The 22,646-nt window shown below is 33.1% G+C and carries 16 protein-coding genes; 11 read left to right on the top strand and 5 right to left on the bottom strand.

Annotation, left to right across the window (positions count from 1 at the left end; all coding sequences use genetic code 11):
• Positions 1-86 precede the first annotated feature (86 nt).
• The 3 genes from SSP_RS09125 to SSP_RS09115 all read right to left on the bottom strand — a co-directional run bounded on the left by SSP_RS09125 (position 87) and on the right by SSP_RS09115 (position 3,971).
• On the bottom strand, positions 87-1,076 hold the full coding sequence (locus SSP_RS09125; RefSeq protein ID WP_011303511.1) for a glycerophosphodiester phosphodiesterase: 990 nt from the start codon (positions 1,074-1,076) through the stop codon (positions 87-89).
• A 320-nt stretch (positions 1,077-1,396) separates the two neighbouring features.
• On the bottom strand, positions 1,397-2,776 hold the full coding sequence (gene argH / locus SSP_RS09120; protein WP_011303510.1) for an argininosuccinate lyase: 1,380 nt from the start codon (positions 2,774-2,776) through the stop codon (positions 1,397-1,399).
• Entirely contained in the window at positions 2,766-3,971 is a 1,206-nt protein-coding gene (locus SSP_RS09115; protein WP_011303509.1) for an argininosuccinate synthase, read from the bottom strand. The genes argH and SSP_RS09115 overlap by 11 nt, the downstream gene beginning before the upstream one ends.
• Before the next feature lie 341 nt (positions 3,972-4,312).
• Here SSP_RS09115 and SSP_RS09110 point away from each other — a divergent pair, with 341 nt between their 5' ends.
• From SSP_RS09110 to SSP_RS09070, 9 genes are all read left to right on the top strand, one after another.
• The gene (locus SSP_RS09110) at positions 4,313-5,644 is read left to right on the top strand and encodes a glucose-6-phosphate isomerase (RefSeq protein ID WP_011303508.1); all 1,332 of its coding nucleotides are present in this window, start codon (positions 4,313-4,315) and stop codon (positions 5,642-5,644) included.
• Positions 5,645-5,883: 239 nt separating this feature from the next.
• Positions 5,884-6,459: a TVP38/TMEM64 family protein gene (locus SSP_RS09105; RefSeq protein WP_011303507.1), complete on the top strand. Its 576-nt coding sequence runs from the start codon at positions 5,884-5,886 to the stop codon at positions 6,457-6,459.
• 4 nt (positions 6,460-6,463) lie between these two features.
• Positions 6,464-6,982: a signal peptidase I gene (gene lepB / locus SSP_RS09100; protein WP_011303506.1), complete on the top strand. Its 519-nt coding sequence runs from the start codon at positions 6,464-6,466 to the stop codon at positions 6,980-6,982.
• Positions 6,983-7,000: 18 nt separating this feature from the next.
• On the top strand, positions 7,001-7,576 hold the full coding sequence (gene lepB, locus SSP_RS09095; RefSeq protein ID WP_011303505.1) for a signal peptidase I: 576 nt from the start codon (positions 7,001-7,003) through the stop codon (positions 7,574-7,576).
• Positions 7,577-7,886: 310 nt separating this feature from the next.
• Positions 7,887-11,348, top strand: a complete 3,462-nt coding sequence (gene addB, locus SSP_RS09090) for a helicase-exonuclease AddAB subunit AddB (RefSeq protein WP_011303504.1) — start codon at positions 7,887-7,889, stop codon at positions 11,346-11,348.
• A complete protein-coding gene (gene addA, locus SSP_RS09085; protein ID WP_011303503.1) occupies positions 11,348-15,007 on the top strand; it encodes a helicase-exonuclease AddAB subunit AddA in 3,660 nt (1,219 codons plus the stop codon). Before addB ends, addA begins: the two co-directional genes overlap by 1 nt.
• 15 nt (positions 15,008-15,022) lie before the next feature.
• Entirely contained in the window at positions 15,023-16,159 is a 1,137-nt protein-coding gene (locus SSP_RS09080) for a DUF418 domain-containing protein (protein ID WP_011303502.1), read from the top strand.
• Between the two features lie 117 nt (positions 16,160-16,276).
• Complete coding sequence (locus tag SSP_RS09075) at positions 16,277-17,182, top strand: fumarylacetoacetate hydrolase family protein (RefSeq protein WP_011303501.1); 906 nt, start codon at positions 16,277-16,279, stop codon at positions 17,180-17,182.
• Positions 17,183-17,384: 202 nt separating this feature from the next.
• Positions 17,385-17,774 (top strand): YisL family protein, encoded by a 390-nt coding sequence (locus tag SSP_RS09070; RefSeq protein ID WP_011303500.1) that lies wholly within the window; start codon positions 17,385-17,387, stop codon positions 17,772-17,774.
• A 69-nt stretch (positions 17,775-17,843) separates the two neighbouring features.
• Here the strand turns inward: SSP_RS09070 and SSP_RS09065 are convergent, their stop codons facing one another.
• Both SSP_RS09065 and SSP_RS09060 read right to left on the bottom strand, forming a co-directional pair.
• Positions 17,844-19,166 carry a CoA-disulfide reductase gene (locus SSP_RS09065; RefSeq protein ID WP_011303499.1) on the bottom strand — a complete coding sequence of 441 codons (1,323 nt, stop codon included), beginning with the start codon at positions 19,164-19,166 and terminating at the stop codon, positions 17,844-17,846.
• 26 nt (positions 19,167-19,192) lie between these two features.
• Positions 19,193-20,041: a Cof-type HAD-IIB family hydrolase gene (locus tag SSP_RS09060; RefSeq protein WP_011303498.1), complete on the bottom strand. Its 849-nt coding sequence runs from the start codon at positions 20,039-20,041 to the stop codon at positions 19,193-19,195.
• A gap of 113 nt (positions 20,042-20,154) precedes the next feature.
• On the opposite strand from SSP_RS09060, the gene SSP_RS09055 reads away from it, so the two are divergent.
• Positions 20,155-20,463 carry a metal-sulfur cluster assembly factor gene (locus tag SSP_RS09055; RefSeq protein ID WP_002483779.1) on the top strand — a complete coding sequence of 103 codons (309 nt, stop codon included), beginning with the start codon at positions 20,155-20,157 and terminating at the stop codon, positions 20,461-20,463.
• A gap of 224 nt (positions 20,464-20,687) precedes the next feature.
• Complete coding sequence (locus tag SSP_RS09050; protein WP_011303497.1) at positions 20,688-22,520, top strand: acyltransferase family protein; 1,833 nt, start codon at positions 20,688-20,690, stop codon at positions 22,518-22,520.
• The last annotated feature ends 126 nt before the right edge of the window (positions 22,521-22,646 follow it).

Below are 22,646 nucleotides of genomic sequence, written 5' to 3'. Positions count from 1 at the left end.
AAAAACGACAATTGCTGTTTTTATCAGCAATTGTCGTTTTTTCGTATGTTGTTTAATGGATTTAAAAATAAAGGAATAAACAAAAATTAATATTTATTCTGTTCTCCTTCATTTATTACTTGTTTGTATAGATCTGGATAATTTGTAAATACACCGTCAACACCATAATGATTCAATCGCTTCATATCTTCTGGGTCATTCACTGTAAATGGGTGTACAAGTAAACCAGCTTTTTTAAGATTTTTAACATTTTGTTTTGTTAAATCAGAGGCTTCAGGGCCTACACCAATTGCATAATTTCTAATTTCATTAAAATCTTGCTGAGATAAAGCTAATAATTCACCTTTATCAAGTAAACGGATTAATGGCACATTTGAGTTTAGTTTCTGCATTTTAAGTAAACTTTCTTGTGAAAAAGATTGTACTAAAACTTGACCATTATTAAGTGATTGTTTATTTAACATATGATGTTTATTAAGGGAATCCAATAATTTTTCTTCCATACCTGGATAAACATCAGGCGATTTTGTCTCAATGTAGTAATTAGCTGATGTTCCATAACGCTCTAAAATTTCATCTAGGGTTGGAATTTTTGCACCTTTATAATTTGAATTAGCATATTGCGGATTTTGGCTATTAAATTTACTGCCAGCATCTAATTGTTTTAATTCTTTTAATGTATATTGATCCACTCTACCTGTTCCATTTGTTGTACGATCTACTGTTTCATCATGCATTGCAACTAAATGGCCATCTTTAGTCATCTGTAAATCAATTTCTATGTATGAGGCACCTATGGCATTATGACTCTTATCATATGAGAAAAAAGTATGTTCCGGTGCATATCCGCTCGCACCTCTGTGTGCAATTGTCGTGAATTTTTCGCCTGTCAAATTTTGTACTTTCTTTTGGTTATGTTGTGATTGATTACTAGACCCGCTTTGTTGCTTTGTAGTGTTTGACTGTTCTGTATAGGTATTACCGTTTCCCGAAGCTTCAATAAATGATGAAGTACACAAACCCGATAATGTTAAAGCAGTTATACTAGAAACGATTAGCTTATGTGTATGTTTCATAATGACGACACTCCTTAATATGAACTATATGCTCACAGTACATAAAAAAGAGGGGGATGAGAATAGAATTTACAGTATTATAATTCAAAATAAATAAAATTAATTTTAAGCTTACAATTTTAAAAGAAATATATAGTTATAGAATCTAAAGTGAAGACAATGGAAACTTTTAAAATAAAGATGAAACTGAACCTCAAATTTCTAATAGAGTTTTCCTAGTCATCTATTACCTAATTGAAGAAGAGTCTGGAACATCTATTTTTGTCCCAGACTCTAACTATTATATGTGACCTAATGACATATTAAAAATCTATGCATGTTTAGTCACTGAGTTCTTTATGAATGATGTCGAGTTGTTGTTGTACCGATGATTGACCCGTCGAACCGTAACTAATTCTTCTGCTTACACAATTTTCTGGTTTTAAATAATCATAGATATCCGCTTCTATCAGTTCATTTGCACTCTGATATTGTTCTAAAGGAACATCTAATAAATATATATTATGTTGAATAGACCAAAGCACAATTTTACCAACAACCTCGTGTGCGCTCCTAAAAGGGACACCTTTATTCACAAGATAGTCTGCGAGTTCAGTCGCATTTGAAAAATCATTGTATACCGTTTGTTGTAGACGTTCGACATTAACTGTCATTGAATCTATCATACCGTCAAATATGCGTAATGATCCTTTTAAGGTGTGAACGGCATCAAATAATCCTTCTTTATCTTCTTGCATATCTTTATTGTATGCTAAAGGTAGACCTTTGAGTGTCATCAACATACTCATCAAGTGACCAGTTGTACGTCCAACTTTGCCTCTTATAAGTTCAGCCATATCTGGGTTCTTTTTTTGAGGCATAATGGATGAGCCAGTTGAAAAAGCATCTGATAAGGTAATAAAATTTGCTTCAGCTGAAGACCAAAAAATAATTTCCTCAGCAAAACGTGACAAATGTACCATTGTTAATGAAATATTATGCAATGTTTCAACAATATAATCTCTATCACTCACAGCATCCATACTATTTTCATATATGGCACTAAAATCCAAAAGTGATTGCGTTTCATGACGATCAATCGGATAGGTAGTACCACTTAATGCGGCCGCACCTAAAGGAGAAATATCAATGCGTTTTAAACTATCTTGAAAACGTGATTTATCTCTTTCCAACATCCAATAATAAGTTAGTATATGGTGCGCGAATGAAATAGGTTGTGCTCTTTGTAAATGTGTATAGCCTGGCATAATAGTGTTAATATGCGATTCAGCAGTATTTACAATTGTATGTTGAAACTGTGTAATTAATTCAATCAAAGCATTGACTTCAGCTTTTGTATAGAGATGCATATCTGTAGCAACCTGATCATTTCTACTACGACCAGTGTGTAATCTACCTCCAGCATCACCAATACGCTTAATTAATTCATGTTCAATATTTAAATGAATATCTTCTAACGAAGTATCCAATTCTAAATTATCTTGTTCATAATCCTTCAATATGGCATTTAAACCTTCAATAATTTGGTCGCAGTCTGAATCTGTAATGATATCTTGTTTCGCTAACATTTTTGCATGTGCAATACTCCCTTGCACATCATACTGAATTAACGTCTTATCGAAGTGGATAGAGGCATTGAATTCATCAACCCAATCCTCAGGTTGCTCGCTAAATCTACCACCCCATGCTTTATTGCTCATCTTTATAGCCACCGTGTAACATTGAATTGACTTTTGTAGGTAAACCAAAGATATCAATAAAACCAACTGCGGATTCTTGATTAAATGCGTCTTCTTTTGTATAAGTTGCTAATTTTTCGTTGTATAACGTATAAGGTGATTGTCTACCATTGACGATAGCATTGCCTTTGTACAATTTAAGACGTACATCACCAGTAACGTGTGCTTGTGTACTATCAACAAATATTTTTAAACTATCTGTAAGCGGAGAGAACCATAGGCCATTATATATTTGTTCAGAAAATTGTTTTTCAATAACTGGTTTGAAATGTGCAACATCTTTTGTCAGTGTTATTGTTTCTAGCGCTTTATGTGCATTCATAATTACTTCTGCTGCGGGTGTCTCATAGACTTCTCTTGATTTGATACCAACGAGTCTATTTTCTACGTGATCTATTCTACCAACCCCATGTTTACCTGCGAGTTTGTTTAATTCTAAGATGAGTTCACTTAATTTATAAGCTGTGCCATCTAAAGAGACAGGGATACCTTTTTCAAAAGAGAGTACAATTTCTTCGGCTTCATCTGGCGCGTCTTCTAATTCGTTTGTTAAATCATATGCATCTTTTGGTGGTGTAGCATAAGGATCCTCAAGAATGCCACATTCATTACTTCTACCCCATAAATTTTGGTCAATTGAATAAGGAGAATCATGTTGAATAGGGACTGGAATATTATGCTTAATTGCATAATCGATTTCTTCTTCACGGCTCCATGCCCATTCTCTTACTGGTGCAAATACTTTTAATTCAGGGTCTAATGCTTTAATTGCAACTTCAAAACGTACCTGGTCATTTCCTTTACCTGTACATCCATGCGCAATACCTACTGAGTTTGTTTTGCTAGCAATTTCAACGAGTTTTTTTGAAATTAAAGGTCTTGATAATGCTGATACTAAAGGATATGTTCCTTCATACATTAGATTGCCTTTGATTGCATACGATACATAATCTTGGCTGAATTCTTCTGTAGCATCAATAATATGACATTCTATAGCCCCCATATCTAATGCTTTTTGATGTACTAATTCTAAATCTTTACCCTCACCGACATCTAAGCAACATGCAACCACATCATAACCTTTATCTAATAACCATTTAACTGCCACACTAGTGTCTAAACCACCTGAATATGCTAATACGATTTTCTCTTTCATAGTGCCACCTCATTTAATTTGATTGAATTTGTCTTTTTTATGAATTTGATATGGATAGTATAGCAGATGATGAATGAAAATAAAACCATTATTATACATAAATATGCATATAATATTTTGACCTTCAGTATGAAAGTCGATTTATAGGGCTTTGAATATGAATTTATGTTATAGGAAGGGGAAATGTAATGTATATAATAGTGAATAAACTATAAAGCTCATTATTCTTGGATGATAAGGTTTAACTATTATTTTTGATAAACGATAGGCTAGTTGTTTGAATAGTCAAAATAAACTTAGTAAAATAATAATGAAATTAAAAACACTGGAGGCAATTCAATATGACGCATATTCAATTAGATTATGGTAAAACTTTAGAATTTTTTGGCGAACATGAACTACAACAACAAAAAGATATAGTTAAATCAATTCATAATACTATCCATAAAGGTACTGGCGCAGGCAGCGACTTTCTTGGTTGGATTGATCTTCCTGTTGATTATGATAAAGAAGAATTCTCACGTATTTTAGAAGCTTCAAAACGGGTCAAAGACAACTCGGAAGTATTTGTAGTTATTGGTATTGGTGGTTCTTATTTAGGTGCACGTGCTGCGATTGAAATGCTAACTTCTTCATTTAGAAATAGCGATGAATATCCTGAAATTGTATTTGTTGGTAATCACTTATCATCTACTTATACTCAAGAATTAATAGATTATCTAGACGGTAAAGATTTTTCAGTAAACGTTATTTCTAAATCTGGTACTACGACTGAACCAGCCGTATCATTCAGATTGTTTAAACAACTTTTAGAAAATAAATATGGTAAAGAAGAAGCGAAAAAACGTATCTTTGCTACTACAGATAAAGAAAAAGGTGCATTGAAGCAATTAGCTACAAATGAAGGTTATGAAACATTTGTAGTGCCAGATGATATCGGTGGCCGTTATTCAGTATTGACAGCTGTTGGTTTATTACCAATTGCAGTTGCTGGTATTGACATTAAAGCAATGATGGAAGGTGCAGCGAAAGCACGTGAAGAATTGTCATCTGAGAATTTAGAAGATAATATTGCTTATCAATATGCAACGATTCGTAACGTTTTATATGCAAAAGGTTATGATACAGAAATGTTAATTAACTATGAACCATCAATGCAATATTTCAATGAATGGTGGAAACAATTATTTGGTGAATCTGAAGGTAAAGACTACAAAGGTATTTATCCATCAAGTGCAAACTACACAACAGATTTACACTCACTTGGACAATATGTACAAGAAGGTCGTCGTTTCTTATTTGAAACTGTTGTTAAAGTAAATAATCCAAAACATGATATTACGATTGAAGAAGATAGTGATAATTTAGATGGTTTAAATTATTTAGCTGGAAAAACAATCGATGAAGTAAATACAAAAGCGTTTGAAGGTACATTATTAGCGCATACTGACGGTGGCGTACCTAATATCGTTTTAAATATACCTCGTCTTGATGAAGAAACATTTGGTTACGTTGTTTACTTCTTTGAATTAGCTTGTTCAATGAGTGGTTACCAATTAGGTGTTAATCCATTTAACCAACCTGGTGTAGAAGCATATAAACAAAATATGTTCGCTTTATTAGGTAAACAAGGATTTGAAGATAAAAAAGAAGCATTAGAAAAACGTTTATAATATTTTCTAGTAGTTTGAAGTTAGATTGCTTACATTAAAATATGTAATGACAATGAAAAAGAGTGTGACGTTTATAGCGTCGCACTCTTTTTATGCATTTTTATCGTATGCATACATCTAATACATGATAGCAAGCTCATTCCTGAGACCGATTTATCATATGCTGAATACTTTATAGTTTTAAATAAGCAACTTTACACTTATAATTATATAGAATAGTTATAATGAGGGTTGATTTAATGACAGAGGAGCAAGTACAGCATTGGTTTGATATGTTTGGTAGTTTAGGTTATATTGCAGGTTTCCTGCTACCTTTTATTGAAGCTTTTATTCCGATTTTACCAATCATTGTGTTTATCATTGTAAACGTCAATGCTTTTGGGTGGTTTATAGGTACTGTATTAGCTTGGGCTGGGACAGTTGCAGGGAGTTATATTGTCTTCTTGTTTTTCAGAAGATTAAATAATACAAAGTATATGAAAAAGGTTCAGCAACGTACTTCTGTGCAGAGGTTGATTCATTTTATCGATCGAAGAGGCGTTATTCCTATCTTTATTTTAATGTGCTTTCCATTTACACCAAGTGCACTCGTAAATATCGTTGCAAGTATGTCTCATATTAAAGCGCATGCTTATCTAACTGTGCTGATTATTTCTAAGTTTATCATGATTGGACTCGTTGGTTGGTTAGGCAATGATATTACGACTTTATTCTCTAATCCAACACGATTGATTACAATTGTGGTTGTCATTATCATCGTTTGGTTCGTTGGAAGGAAGATTGAGAAACATTTTATGAGTTCGTCGGAGGAGTGACAACTTGCGAAAAATATTAAAACATTTGATTTCAATTATAATTGCGATTATTATAGTACTGTTGATTCAAGCTTTTGTTATTACTGGTTCAGTGGTGAAAGATAATACAATGTCTCCGAATCTAAAGGAAAATGATCGTATATTTGTAAATAAAATAAAACCAACATTTGATTTGTTAGATAATAATGATATTATAATGTATCGTAATGGTGATGATATCCAATATAGTAGAATTATTGGCAAGCCTGGGCAGTCGATTGCTTTTAAAGGCGGTAAGCTTATTAGAGATGATAGGCAAGTTGATGAACCTTTTACCCAAAACAGCATAGAAAATTTATCACTTAGGGATATAAAAAATTCTGAAAGTGATATCATACCACCAAATGCTTATTTTGTGCTCAATGATCAACGTACGAATAAGCATGATTCTAGGATATTGGGCTATATTAAGAAAGAAGATATTATCGGTAATGTTAGTATGAGATATTACCCATTTAAAAAATTCACGGTAGACTTCAATTAAATAGACGAGGTGTAAAAATTGAGAAAAGAGATAATCGAATGGATTGTATCCATTGTAGTAGCAGTTGCATTAGTATTGCTGATTGTTAACTTTGTGGCTAAACCGTATACAGTTAAAGGTGACTCTATGGATCCGACATTGAAAGATGGAGAACGTGTGATTGTAAATTTATTTTCTAAAAATTTAAGCGGCATTGAAAAAGGAAATGTTGTTGTATTCCATGCTACAAAAGAAAATGATTATGTAAAACGTGTGATTGGTACAGAAGGTGACAACGTAGAGTACAAGAAAGATGAATTGTACGTTAACGGTAAAAAAGTAGATGAACCTTACTTGGATTATAATAAGAAGCATAAACAATATAATTACATTACAGGAAGCTTTGAAACTAAAGATATCAATCAAGTAGATGAAAAGAATAAAATTCCTAAAGGTAAGTTGTTAGTGTTAGGAGACAACCGTGAAGTAAGTAAAGATAGTCGTTCGTTTGGTTTAATTGACGAAGATCAAATAGTCGGTAAGGTATCATTCAGTTTCTGGCCGCTAAATGAAATGAAATTTGGATTCAATCCTGATACAGATTATGGAAAGTAGATAAATTGCGTAAGAGATAGAACGCTCGCACCAATAGATGATTTCATAGTCTATTACAATAATTTAAAAATGAACTGGAGACCAAGTAGGTTTCCAGTTCATTTTTTATATTTTAAGTTTGTACAGTCTTATAATAAAGTGAATAAAAAAATAGTGAATGGTAAGTAGATATGTAAATATTACTACATTGCTTATAGACGTATATAATAAGTAAAATGTTTATGGTAATTAATTAACTATGATAGGTGTAAGAAGTCATAACAGGTAGCTTTATATGTTAAAATGTGAGTCAAAGGAGTTGGCGTAGATAATGGAATTAAATGCGTATATCGGTAGAGCAGGTACTGGGAAATCAAAAGCGATTATTGAAGAAATTAAAGAAAAAATGAAACAAGATCCATTAGGAGATCCGATAGTATTAATTGCGCCTACGCAAAATACGTTTCAACTTGAACAAGCATTTGTAAACGACAAAACATTAAATGGTAGTTTGAGAACAGAGGTATTGCACTTTGAACGTTTGAGCTATCGTGTATTTCAAGAAGTCGGCGGATTGATGGAACAACAATTATCAAAAGCAGGAACAGAAATGATGATATATGACATCATACAACAACATCAGTCTGAATTAAGGTTATATCAATCACAGGTAAAATATTATGGTTTTAGCGAGAAACTATATGAACAAATACAGGATTTTAAAAAATATGCGGTATCGCCACAACAATTAGAAACGTATATTGCGGAAAATAATTTACAAACGAGAACAAAGCATAAATTACAAGATATAGCATTGGTATACAAACACTTAGAAGATAGAATCAATGGTGAATATGTATCAACAGAGGATAGTTTGCAGCGGTTTATAGAAATGATGGACCAATCTGAGTGGCTTAAACGCGCAGAAATTTATATAGACGGTTTCCACAACTTTTCAACATTAGAGTATCAAATCATACAAAGTTTAGTAAAATATGCGAAAAAGGTGACGATTGTATTAACGACTGATGGTGATAGAGATCTTTTTAGTTTGTTTAGAAAACCCTCTGAATCATTGACGCATATAGAAGAAATTGCGAATAATTTAAATATACAATTACATAGCAGACAGTTTTTGGATGTGCAGCGATTCATACACAACGACTTGAAACACTTGGAACAAAATTTCAATGCATTACAGTTTGAGCCTATTCCAACAGAAGGTAATGTTGAAATTCTAGAAGCTTCTGGCATGCGTGAAGAAATTAACGAAGTTGCGCGACGTATCTTAAGAGAAAATCGTGAACAAGGTCGTCGTTTCCAAGATATTGCTATTTTATATAGAGACGAATCATATGCTTATTTAATGGAATCTATATTGCCACAGTACGATATACCATACAACATAGATGTGAAGTCATCTATGACGCATCATCCAATAATGGAAATGATACGTTCACTTATAGAAGTTATCCAAACTGGATGGCAATTTGATCCATTAATGCGTTTGTTTAAAACAAATATTTTAACTAAAAAATTTAAAGATAGCCAATATCTTATTGATATATTAGAGAACTTTGTATTAGAGCGCGGTATATATGGCAAGCGTTGGATAGACGACAAATACTTTGATATAGAACAATTTAGAAAAATGGGTTTGAAACGCCAGCCATTAACAGATGAAGAACGCGAAACCTTTGAGCGTGTCATTCAATTAAAAAATGACGTAATGAAAAAAGTCATGTTATTTGAGGAGAAAATAAATAATGCTAGCACAGCGATCGCTTTTGCGACTGCATTTTATGAAGCGATGGAAGCATTTGATTTGCCAAGTCAATTAATGACAGATAGAGATACATTAGACGTTAATGGTGAACATAAAAAAGCCGAAGAGATAGATCAAATATGGAATGGTCTTATACAAATACTAGATGATTTAGTGACAGTATTTGATGATCAAAGCATGTCAAAAACGCGCTTCTTAGAACTCTTTGATATTGGATTAGAACAACTAGAATTTATTATGATTCCTCAGACATTAGACCAAGTGAGTATTGGAACTATGGATTTAGCGAAAGTGGATAATAAACAACATGTTTACCTTGTAGGGGCTAATGATGGCGTGTTGCCACAAACGGTGACTGCATCTAGTTTAATTACAGATGAAGAGAAAAAGTATTTCCAAGAGCAGTCATCAATCGAATTAAGTCCCACAGCTGATATTTTACAAATGGATGAAGCATTTGTTTGTTATATTGCTATGACAAGAAGTCGTGCGCATGTCACATTTTCATATGCATTGATGGGAGCGAGTGGTGATGTGAAAGAGCCGAGTCCATTCTTACATCAAATTCAGCAATTGTATACAAATCTAGAAGTACAAAATATTCATCATCAACATCAAGCAGAGCCTTTAAGGTTAATGGAACATCCTCATCAAACTAAGATTGCGCTTTTTGAATCTTTGAAGGCATGGCTAGATGATGAATTGGTAGCTGAAACTTGGTTAGATACGTATCAAGTGATGAGAAATGATACGCGCTTAAATGATGGTTTAACCTATTTACTTTCTGCTTTAACATACGATAATCAGACAGTTCAACTCAATCCATCATTATCCAAAGCATTATATGGCTCAACCATTAATGCAAGTGTGTCTCGTTTTGAAGGATATCAGGCGTGCCCATTTAAACATTTTGCTTCTCATGGTTTAAGACTTAATGAACGTACAAAATATAAACTAGAAAATTTTGACTTAGGCGACATATTTCATCGGGTTTTAAAATTCATTTCAGAAAAAGTAAATGGTGATTTTAAGAATTTAAATCCAAAACAAATACACAAGCTAACGACAGAAGCATTGAGTGAAATATTACCAGAAGTTCAATTTAATTTACTTAATTCAACGGCGTATTATCGCTATTTGTCGCAACGCATTGGTGCCATTGTTGAGACGACATTGACTGCACTTAAATACCAAGGAAGTCATACTAAGTTTACACCACAACGTTTTGAAGCTAGCTTTAGAAGAAAACCTAAAGATCAAAGTGAGTTATTAGCAACACCATTGCAAACGAAACAAGGTATACCAATCAATATTCGCGGTCAAATCGACCGTATCGACACATACCAACAAGGCGATGAAAGTTTTGTAAATATTATAGATTATAAGTCATCTAAGTACAGTGGTACACTAGATTTAACTAAAGTATATTATGGCTTGCAAATGCAAATGATGACTTATATGGATATTGTTCTGCAAAATAAATCAAGACTTGGTTTAACAGATATGACTAAACCAGGAGGTCTACTATATTTTCACGTACATGAACCACGTATTAAATTAGCTTGGAATCAATTAAGTGAAGATAAAAGAGACACCGAATTTATTAATTCGTTTAAACTCAGTGGTTTATTAAATAGTGCCACATCTGTCTTAGATGCGTTTGATACACGATTAGAACCAAGTTACAATTCCGATATTGTACCATTAGGTTTGAAAAAGGATGGCGGAATTAAAAGTAATAGTAAAGTTGCCGATGAACAGACAATTTATAAATTAATTAAACATAATAAACAGAACTTTATTGAAACAGCGTCAAATATTATGGATGGTCATACCGAAGTTGCACCAATGAAATATAATCAAACATTACCATGTGATTTTTGTAATTATAAATCAGTCTGTCATGTAGATGGCATGATTGATAGTAAACGATATCGTACAGTTGACGAATCAATCAATCCGCTTGAAGCAATCCAAGATGTAGATTTAGAAAGTGAGGGTGAGTAATGATGAATGCCATTCCAGTGAAACCAACAGGGACACGATGGACTGATAACCAATGGAAGAGTATCTATGCCAAAGGCCAGGATATTCTTGTTGCAGCTGCAGCCGGTTCGGGTAAAACAGCAGTACTTGTTGAACGCATCATTCAACGCATTATCAGAGATGAAATTGATGTTGATAAATTGCTTGTGGTTACTTTTACAAATGCAAGTGCACGTGAAATGAAACAACGTGTAGATCAACGCATTCAAGAAGCTTCAATTGAAAATCCGGACAATGCACATTTGAAAAATCAACGTGTCAAAATACATCAAGCACAGATATCTACATTACATAGCTTTTGCTTGAAACTCATTCAACAACATTATGATGTCTTAGATATTGATCCTAATTTTAGAACAAGCAGTGAAGCGGAAAATATATTATTACTAGAGCAAACAATCGATGAAGTGCTAGAACGTCATTATGATATATTGGATCCTCATTTTATTGATTTAACAGAGCAATTATCATCTGACCGTAATGATGATCAATTAAGGAATACCATTAAAGAAATGTATTACTTTAGTGTTGCTAACCCAAATCCATTAAATTGGCTACAACATTTGTCAACACCATACGAAGATGAATCACAGCAAGAAACATTATTCAATTTGCTTAATGATTTAGCGATGATATTTATGAATTCTGCGTTAGAGGCACTCAATAAGAGTTACGATTTATTTATGATGTTGGAAGAAGTAGATAAACAAGTCGCTGTATTAGATAAAGAACGCCGTTTCTTAGCAGAAGCGATGGAAGGTGGCTTGTTAAATACACAGAAAATTGCTGAACATCAATTTGAATCACGTTTTCCTGCAAAAAATAAAAAGATAAAAGAAGCTAATGAAATGATGATCGATGCTTATGATGATGGTAAAAAGCATTATGATGATTACAAAGCGTTAGTGAGTAAAGTTCAAGAAGATTATTTTTCACGTGAAGCCGCTGACTTAAAAACTGATATGCAACGTTTAGCGCCAAGAGTCGCTTATTTAGCGCAAGTTACAGCAGATGTGATTGAACAATTTAATCAGAAAAAACGAAGTCGTAACTTACTGGATTTTTCTGATTATGAACATTTTGCCTTGCGTATTTTAATGGATTCAAACGGTAATCCGTCAGAAATTGCGGATATGTATCGCAAGCAATTTGAGGAAATCCTTGTAGATGAATATCAAGACACCAATCGTGTGCAAGAAAAAATCATTGCATGTATTAAACGTGGCGACGAAGCGGATGGTAATTTGTTTATGGTTGGTGATGTGAAACAGTCTATTTATAAATTTAGACAAGCAGACCCAAGTCTTTTTATAGGGAAATATAATCGTTTTACGCTCGATGGGTCTGAACATGGTATGCGTATAGATTTGTCTCAGAACTTTCGATCAAGGGAAGAAGTATTAACAACGACGAATTATTTATTTAAGCATATGATGGACGAGGCAGTTGGAGAAATTGTTTACGACGATGCAGCACAGTTATATTATGGGGCGCCGTTTGATCATAAACCACATGATGTACAGTTGAATATGTTAATTGAAGATGCATCATCAGACTTAAATGGGTCAGAACAAGAGGCAGAATATATTGTACAGCAAGTTGAAAAAATAATGTCGCAACATGAAATTTATGATATTAAAACGGAACAATATCGAAAACCGAGCTATAAAGATATTGTGATTTTAGAAAGATCATATGGACAAGCGCGTAAAATTCAACAAGCATTTAAGGATCATAATATCCCATTTCATGTGAACAGCAAGGAAGGCTATTTTGAACAAACTGAGGTGCAATTGATTTTATCGTTTTTAAGAACTATAGATAATCCTTTACAAGATATTTATTTAGTCGGTCTCATGCGCTCTGTTATTTATCAATTTACTGAGGATGAGTTATCTAATATACGTGTATTTAGCCCAAACGATGATTACTTTTATCAATCGATAAAGCATTACATGGCCAATGATGTAGCTAATAAAAAATTAGTAGCTAAACTTGCGTCATTCCTTGAAGATATCGAACAATATCAAGACTATAGTCAAAGTCATCCAGTTTATCAACTCATCGATAAATTTTATAATGATCACTACGTCATACAGTACTTTAGCGGCATTATTGGTGGTAAAGGTCGTCGTGCGAATTTATATGGATTATTTAACAAAGCGGTCGAATTTGAAAACTCAAGTTTTCGTGGATTGTATCAATTTATTCGTTTTATTGATGAACTTATTGAACGTGGTAAAGATTTTGGTGAAGAGAATATAGTCGGACCGAACGATGATGTTGTTAGAATGATGACAATTCATAGCAGTAAAGGGCTAGAGTTTCCATTTGTTATATATTCTGGGCTTTCTCGTAAGTTTAGACGTGATGATTTACATCGGCCGGTTATATTAAATCAGAGTTATGGTTTAGGTATGGCGTATTATGATGTTGAAAGTAATTTATCTTATCCGTCGTTATCTTCAGTGACATATAAAGCGATTGCTGAAAAAGAGATGGTTTCAGAAGAAATGCGACTCATTTATGTTGCTTTAACACGAGCAAAAGAACAACTTTTTTTAATTGGTAGAGTTAAAGATGAAAAAACACTTTCACAGTTTGAACAAGTATCCGTATCGGAATCCCATTTACCGGTGAGTTATCGCATAACAGCACAACGACCGATTGATATGATTTATCCAATACTAGCCAAATACCAGTCTTCATCATTGCCAAATGAGTTGCGCTTTGAACAGACGATAGAGGACGTTGATCAAGCCATGCGACCATATGTACAATTAAACACTGATTTTTATGAAGATATTGCGTCAGAAACAGTCACTGATGTAAGCGAACAGCGCACGGTAGCAGATATAGAAATGAATCATTCGAAAAATGAAGCACTTCAAGCTCAAATTCATAATCAATTAAGCTATGAATATCCATATCAATCAGCTATAGAAAAGCCCTCAAAGCAATCGGTTTCGGAGTTGAAGCGTCAGCATGAGACGGAACAATCAGATACGAACTATGATAGAGTTAGACAATATCGTATTGGTTCTACTTCATATGAGAGACCGGCATTTTTAAGCCGTAGTAAGCAAAGAAAAGCGAATGAAATAGGTACATTAATGCATACAGTTATGCAACACTTACCTTTTAATAAGGATAGATTAACCGAAGAAGATGTAAACCGTCTCGTAGATCATCTGATAGCGCAACATATTATTCCTGAAGATGCCAAACAAGATATCCGATTTGATGATATCTACAATTTTATAGCAAGTGACTTGTATCAATTAATTGCTGAAAGTGACGAAATATATCGCGAGTTGCCATTTGTTGTTAATCAAAATGAGGTTGACCATAACAAGCATAGTGAAGAAGATGCTTCAATTATTCAAGGGATGATTGACCTTATATTTGTGAAAGAGGGACAATATTATTTTGTAGATTATAAGACGGATGCCTTTAATAGACGAAGAAATATGTCAGATGAAGAGATTGGTGCTCAATTGAGAGAACGCTATAAGGTTCAAATGAATCATTATCGTAATACATTAGAAACAATATTGAAGACCGATGTGAAAGGATTCTTGTATTTCTTTAAATTTGGTCAGTTATCTATAGAAGGATAAAAAGGAGCGTTACACGTGCCTGTGAAACAAAGAATGTTTGAATTAGATGCTTTGCGAGGAATAAGTCTTTTCGGCATTATTTTAATGAATATTTTAGTTTTTAGTCTTCCGTACGAGATGGCTTCAATGTCTCAGACAGTAAAAGGCTTTAATGCTGTATTACTCCATTTGATTACACTGTTTGTTATAGGTTCATTTTATCCGATATTCACTTTTTTATTTGGGTATGGACTTGGTATGATGTTTGAGCATAGTCGAATCAGAAAAGTTCGATTTTATCCAATGATCTACAGAAGACTTAGCTTTTTATTAGTCATCGGTGTAATTCACGGTATGTTTATCTTTTCAGGTGATATCCTATTTGGTTATGCATTTACAGGGCTATTCGCAGTACTGTTTATTAAAATGAAAGCCCAAAAGCTAATTAAAATAGCTAGTATTTTATTTGTGTTTAAAATCCTTATCTTTGTGGTGCCTTTTGCCATTTTAAATTATACGCAAGGTGTTTATGAGAAAAATAACTATCTAGGTATATCTCTGCAACAATTTATCGATGTTAAACAGAATGGACACTATGATTCATTTTTAAAGTTGAACGTTCTTGAGAATCTATATAGTATGTTGGATATTTTAATGGGATCTGCATTTCTGGAATTTTTACCTTATGCCCTTTTCGGTATTGCTGCATATAAGATGAATTTAATTGAACTTATTCGAACAAAAAGCTCATCCTTTTTGAAATGGGGGAGTTTAATAGCTATTTTAGGCTATTGTATTAAAATGCCTTTTGCTATTGATTATGATAATGGTTCATTCGCTGTTATCAATGCTGTAGGTGGCCCGATTGTATCTGCAGGGTATATTATACTCATAGTATATTTATGTCAAAGTGTTCATGGTGCACAAATCATGCGTATATTTAAGTATCCCGGTAAATTGAGCTTATCGGTTTATATTACTCAAAGTATCATGTTTACATTTATTTTTATGGGCTTTGGCTTAGGGTTATATAACAAGTTGCCATTATATCAATCCTATCTCATTGTTATCATTTTTTATAGCTTACAAGTCATTGGTTGCTATTTTTATTTGAAAAAATTCAGTAAAGGTCCAATAGAATGGTTATGGCGAAAAGTCACATATTTGAAGTAATCGTTTTAGTTTAGGTAAAAGGTCTGAATTTTTGGCTTATACTAGTTATATATTTGTTATTTAGTGGTAAATATAGTTATAATATGAAATAAGATATAGATGAGGAGCTGATAATGAATGAAATTCCTATCATTCAGACATGAAGGACAGACATCATATGGTGTGAAAGTAAAACGTGAAGAAGCTGCATGGGACTTGAAGAAAGTATTTGCAGATTTTGCTGAAGGTTCATTTCACCCTAAAACGTTATTAAATGGTCTTCAACAAAATCAAGTCGTAGATTTTCAAGAACAAGTTCGTAAAGCGGTTGTTGCAGCGGAAGACAGTGGTAAAGGTGAAGATTACAAAGTTCAGTTTAGCGACATTGAATTTTTACCACCAGTCACGCCAACTAATAATGTAATTGCCTTTGGACGTAATTATCAAGATCATGCGAATGAGTTAAATCACGAAGTACAACGTTTGTATGTTTTTACTAAAGCTGCTTCGTCATTAACTGGTGATAATAGCACGATACCAAATCATAAAGATATTACGGATCAACTAGACTATGAAGGTGAGCTTGGTATTGTCATTGGCAAATCTGGTGAGAAAATACCTAAAGGTCTCGCTTTAGATTATGTTTATGGTTATACAATTATTAATGATATAACAGACCGTAAAGCTCAAAATGCACAGGACCAAGCATTCTTATCTAAAAGTTTAACAGGGGGTTGCCCTGTAGGACCATATATTGTAACAAAAGATGAATTACCTACGCCAGAAGATGTCAATATTGTAACCAAAGTTAACAATGATATTCGTCAAGATGGCAATACAGGTCAAATGATTCTTAAAATTGATGAATTAATCGAAGAAATTTCAAAATATGTAGCATTACATCCAGGAGATATTATTGCGACTGGCACACCAGCGGGTGTTGGTGCAGGTATGAATCCACCGCAATTCTTACAACCTGGTGATGAAATTAAGGTAACAATAGATAATATTGGTACGTTAACTAACTTTATTGCAGATAAATAATCATTGATTATTGTTAACTGGTTAATCCATGGCGGGTTAACCAGTTTTATTTTTTTGTAAATTAGTAATGTAGTTTTTTTGAATTGTACAGTTATATTGAGTATGATAAGAGATGTAATCTTTTGACTTCAAAGTTAAAAGGGGACAACATACTTCTGTTTTATATATTTTTGAAGTAAAAATTGTGTGGGGGTAATCAAGTATGTTACATATGCATATTGCTAGTTGGGTTTTATTAATCATCTTGTTCTTTGCTGCTTATTTTAATTTTTCAGAAAAACAAGGTGCATCACCATATTTCAAACCAATTCATATGCTATTAAGACTATTTATGCTATTAGTCTTAATTTCTGGATTTTGGGTTTGGATTCAATCATTTTCATCAGGAGCTGCTGGTGGGCACATGTTACTTACATTGAAAATGATATGTGGTGTGGCTGTAGTTGCATTAATGGAAGTAACAATTACTAAACGTAAAAAAGGGCAACCTAGTCATGGCTTAATGTGGACGACGATTGTAGTAATCATCTTAACGATGATTATAGGTATTATTTTACCTATGGGTCCAATTACGCAAATGTTTGGTTTATAAACGTAAGTGTATAACAATAATAAAAGCCGTACAATTCCATTAGGAAATGTACGGCTTTTATTTATATAGTTATTTATTTCGTGCTTTATAACCTATCATATTAATAATATCTTTGGGTCTACTGTATGGTGGTGCATAAGCTACTTCAAATTCAACTAATTCATCGATAGTGAGTTTATGCATCATAGCCATTGATAGTACATCAATACGTTTGTCGACACCTTTCATACCTACTGCTGCAGCACGAATGATACGTCGATTTGTCTTATCAAAGTAAACGCGTAAGTGCAGCTTGGTATTTCCTGGGTAATAACCGGCATGTTCACCTTGATTTGCTTCGACCATTGCATAATCAAAATTTGAAAGCTCTTTCGGTGATACACCGACACTAGCAAATGTATAATCGAAGAATTTTACGATATTTGAGCCTAAATAACCTTTAAAGTGTATCTTGTGATCACCAGCTAATTGTTCGGCGATGACACTAGCACCACGATGTGCACCCCAAGCTAAAGGAACGTGTGCATTTAAATCAACATGGCGATAATGGGACGTAATGATATCACCTAGTGCATAAATATTTGGAATGTTCGTTTGAAATTGGTCGTTTACTGGAATATAGCCTTTATCATCTAAAGTAACGTTTGAATTTTTTATAAATTCTGAGTTTGGTTTAACACCAACGCCTTCGATAATTAGGTCATAATTTTCAACTTTACCAGATTCAAAATGCACTGCATTGCCCACAACTTTTGAAATTTCTTCGTTGAATCTATAATGAATATCTCTCTTATCCATTTCATCGAGGATTGCTTGATTCATGTCTTGATCCATTAGTTTATTAATATGTGTTGAACGATGGATGAGTGTAGGGGAGATACCTCTTTCATATAGATTATCTAAAATTTCAAGACCGATATATCCAGTACCTACGACAAGTGCGTTTTTAACTTGATTTTCTTTGATGAATGTTTCAATTGCATCTGTATCTTCCATGTTTCTTAATGTAAACGCAATAGGACTATCTAAATTTAATGAATTGGCACTACAGCCAGGACTTAATATTAAAGTATCATAATGTGTCTCAAAATACGTATCCTGTATACGATCATAGACAGTAATTGTATTCTCTGTGTCATTGATTGATGTTACTTTGTGACAAGGTTTGACAACAATATTTTTAGCTTCATAAAATGATTCAGGTGTTGCTTCAAGCACCTTATTGCGCGAATCTACCACGTTACCTAAATAATAAGGCAGGGCACAATTAGCAAAACTCATATCTCTATCTTTTTCAAAGACAACAATTTCGCTTTCTTGATCAAGTCTTCTAATTTGACTGGCTACCGTTGCACCACCTGCAACTGCACCTACTACTACAATTTTATTCATAATGAAAAGCCTCCTTAAGTATCTATCTATGATTCTATACTAGATTTTACTGATTCTTCATAAGGCATATTTAATTGGAAATAGTCGTTTAAATAACGTCCAATGCCATCCTCATTATTAGAATATGTAGTTTGATTTGCAACGTGTTTAAGTTCATCTAAACCATTGTCCATCGCGATACCGTGTTTCGCATATTTAATCATTTCCAAATCGTTATCTTCGTCTCCAAAAGCAATGATATGATTTCTATCAATATTTAAATATGATTTCACATAATCAATCCCACGTGCTTTGCTAATACCTTGCTTAACAATTTCTATTACTGGGAATGGTGAACCCCATCGACGATGTTCAATATTTTCAGCGTAAAAACGTGTGAGCATTTGTTTGACTCTAGGAATCATAAATTCTTCTGCTTCAACTAAAATCGATGTTGGAGACTCAGTTAATGAGTTAAGTAAATCGCCTGTTTCAACTTTTGGATTTCCCATAGAGAACCCATCGAATAATTTTTGATCGTAATTATTAATAAAAACATAATCTTTAACTTCAGCAATCATGTTTGTTACGCCATAATCATTCAGTGATTCAATGATGTTTTTAGATAAATCTAAGTCCAATACTTCATGCATTGGCTCAAACTGATCGTCTTTTGGATGATGAACAAAGGCACCATTGAAATTAACAACCGGTGTATCCATATTTAATTCATGGTAATATATTTGACTGGCTCTATAAGGTCTACCAGTAGCAATCATTAATTTATGACCTTGTTGTTGTAGTGTTGTTAAAACGTTTTTTGTATATGGTGAGATTACTTTTTCATCTGTTAATAACGTGCCGTCTAGATCTAGACAAATTAAATAAGATTCCATTTAATTCTCCTTAATGTTTTTTATTGATGTATTGAATATCATAGCATTTTATTGGCGTTTTGTAAGATATTTGATATATTGTTAGTATCATTAAATTCGAAGAGGTGATATGAATGGATGAAGGATTAAAAGATAGCATATTAAATGCGTTAGAAATGGTTATTGACCCTGAGTTAGGTATTGATATTGTCAACTTAGGTTTAGTATATAATGTTGATGTTAATGACGAAGGTTTATGTACAGTTGAAATGACATTAACATCTATGGGATGCCCAATGGGACCACAAATTGTTAACCAAGTTAAAATGGTTTTAGCTGAGATTCCAGAAATAGCAGATACAGAAGTGAATATTGTTTGGAGTCCACCATGGGGTAAAGACATGATGTCTCGTTATGCTAAAATTGCATTAGGCATCGGCTAACGCTACTAATAGTAATTGAAAATACTAGCTTAAAGATCGATAATGGTCTATAGGCTAGTATTTTTTTGAAAAATTTAAAGCATGCTGACAATCTTAAAATAAAATTTTTCTATAGTGCAAATCATTAAAATAATTGCAGTTATGTTACGAAAGTATTACAATAGCTTGGTGTAAAACATTAAAAAGCAAAAGTAATATATTCGGAGATGAAAGTATGGTAGTAAATGAACAGAAATTCTAATAATCGTAATCAAACCAACCGTCACACGCGTTATATGCCTGGTTTAGATGGACTTAGAGCAATTGCAGTTATAGGTATTATTATTTATCATTTAAATAAGCAATGGTTATCTGGTGGGTTTCTTGGTGTAGATACATTTTTTGTGATTTCGGGCTACTTAATTACAAGTTTACTTTTGTTTGAGTATGAAAGTACCGGCATTATCAATTTGAAGCAGTTTTGGTTACGGCGAATTAAACGTTTGATACCGGCCGTATTGGTATTAGTTGTTACAGTAACTTTAGCGACACTCATTTTTAAGCCTGAACAAATTATAAGTATAAAGCATGATGCATTTGCAGCCATTTTTTATGTATCAAATTGGTGGTATATTGCAACTGATGTAAATTATTTTGAACAGTTTGCCTTTATGCCATTAAAACATTTGTGGTCATTAGCAATTGAAGAGCAATTCTACATAGTTTTTCCAATCGTTTTGATAGCATTATTATTAACAATTAAGAAATACCGAAATGTAACACTTATTTTTTGGATTATTTCACTGATTTCATTACTTTTAATGGTTTGGATTTCTCAACCACATATGCAACATTCTCGTGTTTATTTTGGAACAGATACAAGGTTACAAACGATGTTGCTCGGTGTTATATTAGCCTTTATTTGGCCGCCATTTAAATTAAAGCAGAACCCTAATCCTAGTCTCAGGTTCATTATTGATAGTATAGGTGCAATAGGGATTTTAATACTCTTATTACTTTTCATTAAAGTCGATGATAATAGTGATTGGATCTATAATGGTGGTTTTTACCTTATTTCCGGTATCACTTTATTTGTTATCATTAGTGTAGTGCATCCATCGGGGTATTTCGCTAAATTAATTGGAAATCCTTTCTTTGTTTATATTGGTAAACGCTCTTATAGTTTATATTTATGGCATTTCCCAGTCATAAGCTTTTTACATTCCTATTATGTTGAAGGCCAAGTCCCATTATATGTATATGCTCTAGACATCTTATTGACTATTTTCTTTGCTGAAATATCATATAGATTCATTGAAACACCGTTTAGAAAACAAGGATTCAAGGCCTTAAGTATTAATAAATATAAAAAGTCCGCATTAATCAGAACTATACTACTAGGCGTGATACTGCTACCAACCATTTTTATTTTTGCGGGGACATTTGATCGTTTAGGAAAAGACCAAATTAATAATAAATCAACGTCATATAATACAGCAGAAATTGATAAGTATATGGTTAGACCCATACCGGTCGACCATGTTAACTTTTTAGGAGATTCAAATTTTAAAAAAGATAAAGATAATGAGGTATATACTGATTTGAGTCCACTGCTTATTGGTGATTCGGTTATGGTTGATATTGGAGAAACTTTTAAAACGCACGTTCCCAATGCAACCATTGATGGTAAAGTCGGACGTAATTTATATGAAGCTATACCATTAACAGATGAAAAATATAAATCTTACAATTATAAGTCTAAGCAAGTGATTTTAGAATTAGGAACGAATGGAGATTTTTCTGAAGCACAGCTGGACGAACTGATAGGCAAATATGGTAAAGCCAATGTGTATTTGATTAACACGCGTGTACCAAAAAGCTATGAAGGTCATGTCAACCAAGTTATGTCAGACGCAGCTAAAAAGCATCATAATGTAACATTGATTGATTGGTATCAACGTTCGAAAGGCCATAGCGAGTACTTTGCACCAGATGGTATTCATTTAGAGCCTTCAGGTGTAAAAGCATTAACAGATGAAATTTTAAAACATATTGCAACGAAATCAACTGCTAAGTAGCAAAATTAAATATGAAATTGAGTCAATTTAATAAATTTAATTAGAGTGTGATTTGCATGAAATAGACTGCTAAAACACAATAAAAGGCATAACCGCTTAATGAACAAGAGGTTATGCCTTTTAATT

Source organism: Staphylococcus saprophyticus subsp. saprophyticus ATCC 15305 = NCTC 7292 (assembly GCF_000010125.1).
Taxonomy (GTDB): Bacteria; Bacillota; Bacilli; order Staphylococcales; family Staphylococcaceae; genus Staphylococcus; species Staphylococcus saprophyticus.
This window is presented reverse-complemented; position numbering and strand designations above follow the sequence as displayed.

What these genes read in the sequence shown, in the direction of transcription:
- addA (WP_011303503.1), top strand. Translation starts at nt 11,348, where the DNA reads ATGATGAATGCCATTCCAGTGAAACCAACAGGGACACGATGGACTGAT.
- SSP_RS09050 (WP_011303497.1), top strand. Translation starts at nt 20,688, where the DNA reads ATGAACAGAAATTCTAATAATCGTAATCAAACCAACCGTCACACGCGT.
- argH (WP_011303510.1), bottom strand. Translation starts at nt 2,776, where the DNA reads ATGAGCAATAAAGCATGGGGTGGTAGATTTAGCGAGCAACCTGAGGAT.
- SSP_RS09110 (WP_011303508.1), top strand. Translation starts at nt 4,313, where the DNA reads ATGACGCATATTCAATTAGATTATGGTAAAACTTTAGAATTTTTTGGC.
- SSP_RS09070 (WP_011303500.1), top strand. Translation starts at nt 17,385, where the DNA reads ATGTTACATATGCATATTGCTAGTTGGGTTTTATTAATCATCTTGTTC.
- SSP_RS09115 (WP_011303509.1), bottom strand. Translation starts at nt 3,971, where the DNA reads ATGAAAGAGAAAATCGTATTAGCATATTCAGGTGGTTTAGACACTAGT.
- SSP_RS09075 (WP_011303501.1), top strand. Translation starts at nt 16,277, where the DNA reads ATGAAATTCCTATCATTCAGACATGAAGGACAGACATCATATGGTGTG.
- SSP_RS09060 (WP_011303498.1), bottom strand. Translation starts at nt 20,041, where the DNA reads ATGGAATCTTATTTAATTTGTCTAGATCTAGACGGCACGTTATTAACA.
- SSP_RS09055 (WP_002483779.1), top strand. Translation starts at nt 20,155, where the DNA reads ATGGATGAAGGATTAAAAGATAGCATATTAAATGCGTTAGAAATGGTT.
- SSP_RS09105 (WP_011303507.1), top strand. Translation starts at nt 5,884, where the DNA reads ATGACAGAGGAGCAAGTACAGCATTGGTTTGATATGTTTGGTAGTTTA.
- SSP_RS09065 (WP_011303499.1), bottom strand. Translation starts at nt 19,166, where the DNA reads ATGAATAAAATTGTAGTAGTAGGTGCAGTTGCAGGTGGTGCAACGGTA.
- SSP_RS09125 (WP_011303511.1), bottom strand. Translation starts at nt 1,076, where the DNA reads ATGAAACATACACATAAGCTAATCGTTTCTAGTATAACTGCTTTAACA.
- addB (WP_011303504.1), top strand. Translation starts at nt 7,887, where the DNA reads ATGGAATTAAATGCGTATATCGGTAGAGCAGGTACTGGGAAATCAAAA.